The following is an 11,672-nucleotide window of genomic DNA, read 5'->3' as shown; positions in this document are numbered from 1 at the left end:
AATTTTGCTACAGGATATCAGGTAACATCATGATGATGCAAATGAGAAGATCGTCCCTATCCAAGAAAGCAAAGAAATCCCATAGCATATTAAACTGGTTCATAGTATGAGTAATAAGATGCCGATGTAAAAATCACACAGTAAATTACCGCTTTCAATTGTTTAGTGCAGAATAAAAGTGGTTCTTACGAACTTTTGGGGAGTTGTTTTTGTAATCACTACATTGATATAATAAAAGAAAAGGAGTTGAAAATCATGCGTGAAATTTCGTGGTCAGCGCCGGGTACTTTTCTCATACTGAAAGACATCTACCAAATGGAAGATCATTTACGCTTAACGATAGAAAGCACACAACGCTCACACTCTTGTCCAACATGTCACTATAGATCTTCTCGACCCCACAGTCGCTATACTCGTCTCATACAAGATCTTCCTCTTTCAGACAAACCCATCAAATTATTACTTCTTTCACGCAAATGGTTTTGCGATTCTCTTACTTGTCCAGTTAAAGTATTTACAGAGCGTTATGATTGGCTGGCTTCTAATGGTCGCCGAACCATTAGAGCAGAAGAAGTATTACGAAAAATAGCTTTTTCAACAAGCTGTCTAGCTGGAGAAAAGGTTGCACAAGCCATGTACCTACCGGTTACCCATGATGTATTATTAGCTATTATTCATAAAACAAATATTGAAGTTGAGGTATCTCCCTTTTGTCGGAATAGATGATTTTGCTTTTCGAAAAGGACGTACCTATGGTTCTTTGATTTGTGATTTACAGAGTCATAGGCCACTTGCTCTATTACCAAACCGAGAATCTGAACAAGTAACTCAATGGCTGAAAATATATCCTCATATTGAAGTCGTCAGTCGTGATGGTTTTACAGGATTTCGTCAAGCAATATCTGATGCCAATTCTTCTATTTTACAGGTATATGACAGGTGGCATTTTATTCGAAATGCCAAGAAACAATTAGAAAAAATACTTACCACTTCGGTTCCTTCTACTATTTCTTGGTCTTCCAAACTTCCTATCCAACCTGTAGAAAAGATGACAAAAGCAGAGAAAGAGAAAGAAATTCGTCAGAATAGAAAATGGGAGTTAATCCAACGTATTAAGCAAGCCCATCGGGCTGGAAAATCTATGTGTACGCTCGCTAAAGAATATAAACTTAGCTGGAAAACAATTCGAAAATACATTCAAATGAATGGCCCGCCGTCATCTGATCGATACAAAAAAAATCTAGTACGAGGGTTTGATAATTTGATTATTCAGTTGGAAAATAAAAGTCATACCCTTAAAGAAATTAATCAATTGATTCGTCTGGAAGGCTATTCCGGAACTTTTTCAGCAGTACGTACAGTTGTAGAAACATTACGCCGTAATCGAAAACAAGGTCATCGCCAAAATCCTGTTTATCATGTCTCTCGTCAGCAACTCATCCGCTGGTTTTGGATTCATCCGGAGCAATTAACTAAGAAAGAAAAACAAGACCTTGTACAATGTTTTTCTAAATATCCGGAAATACGTCCGCTTTATCAAATGGTGCAACATTATCGAGAAAGCGTAAAACAATCTAATTATAAACAGTTTTTAAATTGGCTCAAACAGCAACTATCCCATAAGCAACAGCCTTTTTATCATTACGCTCGTCGCTTACGAAGTGATTTACAAGCAATTAAACATGCATTTTTACTTCCATACAGCAATGGTGTTTTAGAAGGACAAGTCAATCGCTTAAAAACAATTAAACGTATGGTATATGGAAGAGCAAGCTTACATGTATTGACCAAACGAGCCCTGTATAGATTGTGAATTATTATGTCAAAAAAATTAAGTGCATTAATATATTTCTAAGTCGTAAGCACTCCCCAAAAGTTCGTAAGAACCACTTTTATTCTGCACTAAACAGAATAAAGGGTACATATAATGTGTAGCAAGTTTACTTTCTTGACTTCCATAATACGTAATAATTTTGGTATACACCGATGGGAATATACATACCATTTTTAAAATACTCCAAAAGAAAGAGAATACTTATTTATTCTCTTTCTTTTGATATTGTACTTTTAAATAGAATAACAAAAGGAGTATAGGAATATAGATATAAATTAAATAAAATGTAAACCGAGAAGTTTGCGTAATAAATGTATTAATAGTATGTCGATTTTGTAGCAAACAGACAATCATACTATTCATACTTAACAGAATCAGTAACGTATATTTTTGACGAATCTTCGCTATTTCTCGAATACCCCGTGTACAAGCCCAAAGAGGTAACATCATACTTGTAACCATCTGCCATGCATACGCTGATACCATCAGGTATTCAAACCTTTGTAGAAAAGGAAAAGTAATCACTTGAGAAAGTGACAGTTGAGACCAAATAAGAATGATTCAAAATAGGTGAAAAAACATCCCAATGTCCATATACTACCACGCAGTATACACAGAGAAGTGCATAAAATATAGATATAAAAATAGAGACAATACAGATGGCGGTCATCACTTGAAATCCTGATGAAATAATGTAATACACTAAAACAGACAAAATAATCGTAAGTATAAGAGTAGAAGCAGTGGGGACCATCCATACTTGAACGATTTCAATATAAGTTCGTAAGATCGAGACACTTACAATCAAAAAATAAACAAGAACTACCAGGTTTAAACCTGTTCCGATAAACCTGCCAAACATATACGTCTGGAGTTCTAAAATACTTCCTTGAACCCAAGACAGCATACGGTACCTCATCCACATTAAAATATGCAAGAAAATACCCGCCAGTACGACTCCAATCCAAGCACCATATCCGGATTCTTTAGCAATAATTCTAGCAAATCCCAGTACACCAGCCCCAAATTGCGCACTATGTATGTATTAAAAAGAAGACATAAATTGGAGATACTTGATATGCCTTGTTAATCTTCATTTTTTTCTACTCCCACTGTATGGTATGTGATATAAATAAAACCATATCCACGTAACAAAAGATGCATGATTTCATGATAGATAGGTTCTATATGCACTATTTTGGCAATGTCGATCCAGATTGTGTAATCTGAGGCTGTACGTGAATACGAATTTGACAGGTAGAGAAATATTGTTTGCCATTCTCCCAATCATTCTCTATTTCTTTCCACTTTTTGAAGTTTTGTCGTTGATACTTGTCTCCAATTCCAATGACATCTAATTTATATTGTGTTTGTAAGCGTTTGGTTGTCGTTTGTAGTTGTTTTTTCATTTCGTTTGCTAATACCTGCTGGAGCTGTTTCATGGGATGTTGGTGAGCTGGAGAGGAATGCATCTCCGCAATTTTCCCATCTAATTTCACATATATATCGACCTTAGGGTGTTTGGGGCTTGTCATATCGAGTTCCATACGCTGGTGTACACGATGAAATTCATAGGTAATATGTTGTTTGTTCATAGGAACAGTAACAATCCCTCTTACTTTTGAGCTAGTCATATACTGTAAGGCGGCAGTATCTTGTGCGTTTAACATCGCAACCAAGCTATTATCGGTACCTTTAAATAAGGCAGAGCCACTTAATTCTACGCCTTGTTTTGTACGAAATACAACGGGAAGGATAAAACTTTTCTTTGCAATGATTTTACTGTGAATATCGCCAATTCGCTTTTTCTCTATCATTTGAGCATTTTTTTGCGTATGTTCGGATAACATCCAAACGTATTTGGCCGGTAAATATTCAGGGCCTGCATTTTGTGCTAAAATGTGTTCGGCACTACCCTTGGCTACAAATAACCGAATGTTTCTTCTCATTGCGTCATCACGTGTATATACATCTAAAATATGTTGTAACATATTTGGTGTGCGTAATACCTTTTCCGAACAGATAATGACTTGTATATGTGGAAAAAATAAAGGACGACTAATTTTTTTCGCAATCATGCGGAAATGTGCAAAAATACTTTCTCCTGTAGCACTTAGATTAATATAATTTTTTTGTGTAGCGGTTCCACGCTCCGAGCTACTAAGTGTATTGGGTAATACCATTTGATAGGTGCCTTTAATGGCCGAATGTGATGATTGATCATAGGCAGCACCAACAACAAATCCTAATTCTTCGATTTCTCTTCGTTCCGCACACGCACACAATAGACAAAGAAGGGAACCTACAAAAATGAGTTTTGTAATCGTTTTCATATACACTCCTTCTGTTAATAATTGGTGTGTATAATAGAGTGTGTTGTTTGAAGAATAAATATGTAAGAAAACAGAAATATGACTCACATAGAATTGGCTTATGCAATAAAAATGGAGTGATTTTATTAGATTTATTAAAAGAAACGGACTTTCATACAGGATTCACCAAACATTTTAAAACTACAGCTAACCGAGAAATATTAGATTCAGAAACGATTCAACGTCGTTTACTTCTTTGTTTATTTGGGTTAGGAACAAACACTGGGTTAAAAGCAGTAGCTGCTGGAAACCCCATTGATAATTATCGAGAGCTTCGATATATGCGTCAGAAATTTATACATAAAGATCATTTAAGAAGAGCAAATGCAGAAGTAATCAATCAAATTATGAATCATCGAGAGAAAAATGTATGGGGAGAAGCTACCACTGCTTGTGCCTCTGATTCTAAACATTTTGGTACTTGGGATCAAAATCTACTAACAGAGTGGCATCCTCGTTATAGGAAACATGGAATTATGATTTATTGGCACACAGATCGAAAATCTGCATGTGTGTATTCTCAAATTAAATCTTGTTTATCTTCTGAAGTAGCTGCATTGATGGAAGGTGTCTTGCGCCACTGTACAGATATGGAAATTGATCGAAACTATGCAGATACGCATGGGCAAGGTGTAATTGCATTTGCCTTTTGTCATCTGTTAGGTTTTAAACTTATGCCACGCTTTAAGAATATTGGTTCTCAAAAATTGTATCGTCCTGAAGCCGGGATGAATGAAGAATATGCTCAGTTACATCCTGTTTTAAGTAGACCGATTAACTGGGATCTTATTCAACAACAATATGAAGAAATTGTTAAGTTTGCGACTGCCCTAAGATTGGGAACAGCTTCTGCTGAATCTATTTTAAAACGATTCACAAGAGATACAAAACATCCAACATATTTAGCATTATGTGAACTGGGAAAAGCAATGAAAATCATTTTTTTATGTGAATATTTACACTCCGAAGATATTCGTAGAGAAATTCAAGAGGGATTAAATACTGTAGAACAATGGAATTCAGTAACTACTTATATTTTTTATGGAAAAAATAGTGAATTGCGCTCCCATTCATTAGAGGATCAGGAAGTATCAGCTTTATCACTGCAGCTACTTCAAAATTGTTTGGTCTATATGAATACATTAATGGTACAAGAAATTCTATACGATAACCAACAATATTGGTTAAAAAAATGACAATGAAAGATTTCCGAGGTTTAACCCCGTTATTTTATCATCATGTGAATCCATATGGAATTTTCAAATTAAATATGAATCAAAGAATACCAATTAGATTACAAGTAGCTTAAAAGTAATCATTCTTGTAAAACAGAGTTATAACTTTTAAGTTTTGACTCTGTTTTTGAAGCGCTGTAATATCAGTATGCAGACGGTGTCATAACTTAAGGTCTAAAGTTTAGTGGAAAAAGGAGCAATTTTTATGAAATATGGCTATGCACGCGTAAGTACATTACACCAGGACCTGAGGTCCCAAATTCAACCATTGCAAAATGAAGGCTGCGAAGAAATTTATTCTGAAAAGTTTACTGGAACAAAAACAGATCGTCCAAAGTTTCAGGAAATATTGTCTATGCTAAAAATAGGGGATACGCTTGTTGTGACAAAACTAGATCGTTTTGCACGTTCAACAGTTGATGCGATACATATAATTAGAACGCTATTTGAAAAAGGTGTAAAGGTTCATATACTCAATATGGGATTAGTTGAAGATACACCAACAGGCAGGCTTGTATTTAATGTAATGAGCGCATTTGCTGAATTTGAAAGAGATATGATTGTAGAACGTACACAAGAAGGAAAAGCAATTGCAAAGCAAAATCCTAATTTTAAAGAAGGGCGACCAAAGACATATAATAAGAAACAAATAGAACATGCTTTATTTCTTTTACATAATCATTCTTACAAAGAAGTGGAAGAAAAAATGGGGATTTCAAAAAGTACATTAATCCGAGCAAAGAGGCAATTAAAAAAAGAGAGTGCCACAGAAATTACAGTTACATCATAGCATTCATCTCACTATTTACTTTTAATAGAAAAAGTCCTGCGGACTAGAGCAGCTACCCTGTCACTAAGCCAAGTAGGAAATGTTTATGTTGGTGATCAAAAGGTTTTGTTTACACGACTCGTTCTGTATCGTCTAACAGAAAAACAATTACGAGAACGCCGAAAAAAACAAGAGGAAAGCGAAAAGAAAAAAGGGAAATCGTATTCGGAGAAAAGTAAAATATTATCTAGGCTGAATATATATGTAACAAACACTCCGTGGAGTGGGTTCCGATGAAACAAGTCCATGAACTATACTCTTTACGCTGGCAAATTAAAATTGTTTTTAAAACGTGGAAATCATTGTTTGATATAGATCATTGTCGCACTGTCAAACAAGAAAGAATAGAATGCCATTTATACAGGAAACTGATTGCTATTTTCTTATGTTCTTCTACGATGTTTAAAATGCGCCAACTTTTGTTACAGAAGAAGCAAAAAGAATTAAGTGAATATAAAGCGATTGGAATGATACAAGATCATCTGTTACTCTTATATCAAGCCATACAGAAGGACACCCAAGAGATAGCAAAGATTCTAATTCGCCGGTTCCACCTTCTAGAGAAAAATGGGCGGAAATCTCATCGATATGAGAAGAAAACGGTCTTTGATATCATGGGTGTTCATTATGAGTATAGTATAGCCAGGGAACAAAAGAAAGCTGCATAGTTTTCAAAATATAACTCGTTAGAGTTTATTTAGCATGTGTATTTTTAAGAATAACCAATATGTTGAACAGTTTGTAGCTGTTTTGAAGGGGAACGCACCTTATTTTTGTTCACAAGGAACCAGCGGTTCCTTAACTCTTGAGTCATTCGACGATACCCATAATCTTTATGTTTTTTACGAATCTTCTTCATCTCATCTTCTATGGATTGGCCAGAATTAGCACGATTAAGGCGTTTTTGCCAGTACATATACGTAGCCTTTGGAAACATTAGTACCTCAAGAAGCTCGGTTAATTTGAATGATCCTCGGAGGCTGGAAATAATTCTTGTGATTATTTCGTTCGTTTTTGAGCTTCTTGCTTTCTCAGCGTCCTCAATTCTTTTAAAAAAGCATTTTGGATTTGTAGAGTTCTGACTTGTTTTTCTAATTCTTTGATACGTTCCTTATCAGTATTCTGACTTTTATTTATAGAATCTTTATTAACAGTTTTATTGATTTTCTTTATAGACATTTTAGTTGGATGCCCCTTCGGTTTGGAGAGTCCATCAATGCCCTTATCCCTAAATTTCCTTATCCAAGAAGTGATCATAGGAGAATTGGTTATTCCGAGTACGTTGGCAACTTCACGATAGGACATCTCGCTTGTTTGATATAACTTTATCGCATCCAGCTTGAATTGAACAGAATAATTCTTATTTTGTCTGTTTCGTAAAAGTCCTTCTACTCCAAATTCTTGATAATTATTTATCCATCTTTGAATTTGTGAGTAACTTTTAATGCCGTGTTTCTTCGCTAAAAAACTCACACCACCTTTGCCCTCGAGATATTCATGAATTACGTTCATTTTGAACTTAACACTATATTTTGTCATGAAAAAACCGACCTCCAAAAAGTTAGATTTTTTGGTCTAACTTTTTGGGGTCGGTACAATCTTCCGCTCTTTTTTTATAATTTATTCTAAGCCAAGATTACTTACAATGATATGACTAGATATATTGTGATTTTTTAATATTCTATATAATAGGATTGAACGGGCCATTTCTCACCATTTATTTCAGCGTATGCTGTAACATATGTTCCAGAAGGCATAAATTCTCTGACTGCTGATAAGTTCCGTTCTGCTTTTGCATAGTGTTCAGTCGCACTTGTTTTTTGATTGAATCCATCGGTTGGATATGCAACTGATAATATTTTCCCATTTTCACTTTGCCAAAAAATTGAAGTGTAACTGGAAAAATAATGTTGTAACCCATCAACAGAAAAATAAGCTTTATCTCCCAAAACGGTAACCGTTGTATACGCCATAGACTCTTGCATATTTTGCTGAATGAGGTTAGCGGATATACTGTAATGACTATCAGCTTTAGTTTCTGCGGCCATTACACCTGTTGCTCCTGAAACCAAAATGCCACTTACCGTTGCCCCAACTACTAATTTTTTTAACATGATTCATCCTCCTTTTCAAAATTCGTAATTAATAATGTCGTATTACATGTTATGAAGGTAAACGGAATTGAATAGAAGATGTTGTATCAGACTCTGTAGCCCATCCTCTATATGCCCAAGACCATGGCTTATTTACGATTAAAGCATCTTTATAAAATTCTCCCTTTTCGAACACATATAAATCATATTCGTTTCCTCTAAAGTTAAGTCTTGCATAGAATTTTTTACCTTGTAAACTATGTTGATAATTAGAGTGTGCAGTAAACATCATTACGTTATAGCGATTACTTACAATATCAAACGTAGAATCAGTGAGCTCTCTTGTGATATTTTGAAACACTGTATTTTGAAGCACGGCATTCACTTGCTTCTTTATCTGTAATGTGTCCGTAAAAACAGTCAACTCCCATTTGTTTACTGTCGATTCTGGATTGTTTATACCTAATTGGGGAGAATCACCACCATTAAATGAAACCGGCTGCATATCTTTTTGTATTCGCTCACTTTTCGATGTTTCTTGTGCAGCATGAGTTTGTAGAGGGAGGATACCAAGAGAACTTCCCCCAATTAAACTTACCAACATAATATTTTGGATTTTTTTGAATATAGCCAATATACTTCCTCCTTTGTTCAGTTTTGTTATAAACATGGGCCTAGTATATAACGAAAAGAATGTGGTGACTACAGAGAGCATATTGAGAAAAATATAAATTTGTACTTCATTTCTATAAATGAATGTTCGAAAATATCAATACGAACAAAGTTATCACTTACCTTTCAACCACCCCCTACCTTTATTGACGAATTTTACAATTTATTCTATGAAAAGAACTATTATCGACAAATATACCTGTATTCAAAAAATTAGAAAAATGATAATATTCTGAATGTATTGTATTTCAAATTTGTAGGAGGTATTAATGATGAAAAAGACTCAACTAGGGATTGGTTTGTCTCTAGGGCTTGTATTCACTAGCCTTTCTTCTATTTCTGTATTAGCTGAGCAAAATGTATTATCCATCGAAAAATTTAATGAGAAAGTGGATTCACCGGAATTCATATCTGGGCAACTTACATCTCCAAATACTAATCAAGATGAAAAAATCATTTTTTCCTACCTGAATGCCAATAAAGACAAATATAAATTAGGAGATACATCAGCAGAAAAATCTTTCATTGTTACATCGAAGCAAAAGGATCCTTTAGGATCTACGATTATTCGATTGCAGCAAGTATATAATGGTATTCCAGTATGGGGATCTACCCAGGTCGCACATATTAAAAACAATGGCATTCTAACCGTTTTTTCGGGAACAGTACAACCTAATCTTCACCAGCAACAATCTATACAGACTGTGCCCTCTATTTCTCAAAATCAAGCCATCTCTATCGCCGAAAAAGATTTAGGATTCATCCCCAAATATGAAAAAAAGCCAACTGCTGATCATGTCATATATACAAATAATAATCACGCAGCAAATACGTATGTAGTAAAATTAAATTTTCTTTCTCCACAACCTGGAAATTACTTTTATTTTATAGACACGAAAACTGGCGATATTGTCCATAAATTTAATACGATAGACAATATTCATAGTGAACAACAGGTTGGAAGGGGTCCTGAAATTGAGAAAGATGTAAAGCAAGTGGGAACAGGAATTGGTGTGCTGGGGGATACGAAATCCTTACATACGGTATTAACCGGCTCTAATTACTACTTAAAAGATATGACACGTGGGAAGGGAATCTTTACGTATGATGCAAAAGATGCTGACAATATTCCTGGTACACTCTGGTATAATTCCACCGGCTCATTTATAAATCCTTACGATGCCCCTGCAGTAGATGCACACTACTATGCCGGAAAAACATACGACTATTATAAGTCTAACTTTAATCGAAATTCCTATGACAATATAGGATCATCTATTACATCCTCTGTACACTATGGTACAAATTATAACAATGCATTTTGGAATGGACAACAAATGGTTTATGGAGACGGGGATGGCCAGATGTTTCTCCCGTTATCTGGTGCTATTGATGTAGTTGGACATGAATTAACACATGCTGTAACGGAATTTTCTTCTAGTTTACTATATCAAGGCGAGTCTGGAGCCTTGAACGAATCTATTTCTGATATTTTTGGTATATTAATTCGGTTTTATGATAATCGTAACCCTAATTATGAAATTGGGGAAGGGATTTATAAACCAGGCACACCTGGTAGTGCTCTTCGCTCTATGGATCACCCTGAAAAATTAGGATATCCAGACCACTATTCAAAACGGTATATAGGACCGAGTGATAGGGGAGGTGTACATAAAAATAGCTCTATCATTAATAAAGCGGCTTATTTATTGGCAGAAGGTGGCTTACATTATGGAATAACAGTTCCCGGAATAGGCCGAGATAAGATGGGTGCTATCTATTATCGTGCAAATACATCATACTTCACACAATCTACTACCTTTAGTCAGGCACGTGCAGCGCTGGAACAAGCTGCAGCTGATTTATATGGTACAGACTCCGAAGCGGTAGATGCTGTAAGTAAATCATTCGATGCAGTTGGCATTCATTAATTATAAAATGAGATACTCCTATTTTTTCAGTTTGGGAGTATTTCATTTTTATGAATGTAATGACGATATTTCCTAACTTTTTTAATATCATTTTACAAAAGGTGGAATATTTTACGTCATGATTTTTATTTATCAAGATATTTTACAATTTTTAAATAAAAAATATTTATACATTACATAAATGGCAGTATGTTCTTATATTTCACAAGACAAGTTTTAAAAACTATAAATATTAGGATGGGGTACATTTTTATGCAAATAGCCAAAGAGGTGTCGAATCCTGTCTTGTAGTAGTTGTTTCCCTTTTCAATCTGTTCATATATCCTTTAAAAGGTAACTATTAAAACATATATGGAGGGTCTTACAATGAAAATAATAATGGGATTAGTTTTCGCTAGTACAATTGGAGTAGGGGGGATGTTTTCCTCCACACCTTCTGTGAGTGCTGCCGATTTACAGCCAGTGCATACGGAACACGTTGATTCTTTTCATTTACAACTTAATTTAACAGAAGAATTTCCTCTGAGTGGCAGGAGTATTGATGTTCTTTTTGGCGATACATCTGCAGTCACGTTAAAACGACATATTATTAGTTTTACTAAACCGGGAACTTACGTTGTAAAAGTTAACGGCTGTATTTCAGACGAATATTATACATTTGTAGTAGGAAATTAAAATCAATTCACCTTTAAAATTAGGAATCAAA

General features: G+C 34.9%; 8 protein-coding genes and 4 pseudogenes. 7 read left to right on the top strand and 5 right to left on the bottom strand.

Translation table 11 applies throughout. From position 1 onward, the window contains the following. The first annotated feature begins 255 nt into the window (after positions 1-255). Positions 256-726 carry a transposase family protein gene (locus I6L50_RS34375; protein ID WP_219304093.1) on the top strand — a complete coding sequence of 157 codons (471 nt, stop codon included), beginning with the start codon at positions 256-258 and terminating at the stop codon, positions 724-726. Between the two features lie 34 nt (positions 727-760). Next, positions 761-1,813: a transposase gene (locus tag I6L50_RS34370; RefSeq protein WP_257475502.1), complete on the top strand. Its 1,053-nt coding sequence runs from the start codon at positions 761-763 to the stop codon at positions 1,811-1,813. A gap of 222 nt (positions 1,814-2,035) precedes the next feature. Here I6L50_RS34370 and I6L50_RS34365 read toward each other — a convergent pair. Next, positions 2,036-2,931 (bottom strand): annotated as a pseudogene (locus I6L50_RS34365) (GerAB/ArcD/ProY family transporter). A 96-nt stretch (positions 2,932-3,027) separates the two neighbouring features. Next, positions 3,028-4,167: a Ger(x)C family spore germination protein gene (locus I6L50_RS34360; protein ID WP_219304479.1), complete on the bottom strand. Its 1,140-nt coding sequence runs from the start codon at positions 4,165-4,167 to the stop codon at positions 3,028-3,030. A gap of 122 nt (positions 4,168-4,289) precedes the next feature. Here I6L50_RS34360 and I6L50_RS34355 point away from each other — a divergent pair. The 3 genes and pseudogenes from I6L50_RS34355 to I6L50_RS34345 form a co-directional block, all read left to right on the top strand. Further along, positions 4,290-5,515 (top strand): annotated as a pseudogene (locus I6L50_RS34355) (transposase); the annotation flags it as partial. Between the two features lie 131 nt (positions 5,516-5,646). After that, entirely contained in the window at positions 5,647-6,231 is a 585-nt protein-coding gene (locus I6L50_RS34350; protein ID WP_219304478.1) for a recombinase family protein, read from the top strand. 69 nt (positions 6,232-6,300) lie between these two features. Beyond that, a pseudogene (locus I6L50_RS34345) lies at positions 6,301-6,938 on the top strand (transposase); the annotation flags it as partial. 74 nt (positions 6,939-7,012) lie between these two features. On the opposite strand, the pseudogene I6L50_RS34335 reads toward I6L50_RS34345, so the two are convergent. The 3 genes and pseudogenes from I6L50_RS34335 to I6L50_RS34325 all read right to left on the bottom strand — a co-directional run. After that, positions 7,013-7,809, bottom strand: a pseudogene (locus tag I6L50_RS34335) (transposase); the annotation flags it as partial. A 134-nt stretch (positions 7,810-7,943) separates the two neighbouring features. Further along, entirely contained in the window at positions 7,944-8,384 is a 441-nt protein-coding gene (locus tag I6L50_RS34330; RefSeq protein WP_219304475.1) for a hypothetical protein, read from the bottom strand. A 49-nt stretch (positions 8,385-8,433) separates the two neighbouring features. Next, a complete protein-coding gene (locus tag I6L50_RS34325; protein ID WP_219304473.1) occupies positions 8,434-8,997 on the bottom strand; it encodes a hypothetical protein in 564 nt (187 codons plus the stop codon). Positions 8,998-9,307: 310 nt separating this feature from the next. On the opposite strand from I6L50_RS34325, the gene I6L50_RS34320 reads away from it, so the two are divergent. Together I6L50_RS34320 and I6L50_RS34315 are read left to right on the top strand one after the other, a co-directional pair. Beyond that, positions 9,308-10,966, top strand: coding sequence for a M4 family metallopeptidase (locus I6L50_RS34320; RefSeq protein ID WP_219304472.1), 1,659 nt, complete (start codon positions 9,308-9,310; stop codon positions 10,964-10,966). A 366-nt stretch (positions 10,967-11,332) separates the two neighbouring features. Further along, positions 11,333-11,641 carry a hypothetical protein gene (locus I6L50_RS34315; protein ID WP_257475508.1) on the top strand — a complete coding sequence of 103 codons (309 nt, stop codon included), beginning with the start codon at positions 11,333-11,335 and terminating at the stop codon, positions 11,639-11,641. Positions 11,642-11,672: the final 31 nt, after the last annotated feature.

This window comes from Bacillus sp. FDAARGOS_1420 (assembly GCF_019344915.1).
Lineage (GTDB): Bacteria > Bacillota > Bacilli > Bacillales > Bacillaceae_G > Bacillus_A > Bacillus_A mycoides.
This window is presented reverse-complemented; position numbering and strand designations above follow the sequence as displayed.

Bases quoted from the DNA above. Each gene is read 5' to 3' on its own strand.
- I6L50_RS34375 (WP_219304093.1), top strand. From the start codon at position 256: ATGCGTGAAATTTCGTGGTCAGCGCCGGGTACTTTTCTCATACTGAAA.
- I6L50_RS34360 (WP_219304479.1), bottom strand. From the start codon at position 4,167: ATGAAAACGATTACAAAACTCATTTTTGTAGGTTCCCTTCTTTGTCTA.
- I6L50_RS34350 (WP_219304478.1), top strand. From the start codon at position 5,647: ATGAAATATGGCTATGCACGCGTAAGTACATTACACCAGGACCTGAGG.
- I6L50_RS34330 (WP_219304475.1), bottom strand. From the start codon at position 8,384: ATGTTAAAAAAATTAGTAGTTGGGGCAACGGTAAGTGGCATTTTGGTT.
- I6L50_RS34320 (WP_219304472.1), top strand. From the start codon at position 9,308: ATGAAAAAGACTCAACTAGGGATTGGTTTGTCTCTAGGGCTTGTATTC.
- I6L50_RS34315 (WP_257475508.1), top strand. From the start codon at position 11,333: ATGAAAATAATAATGGGATTAGTTTTCGCTAGTACAATTGGAGTAGGG.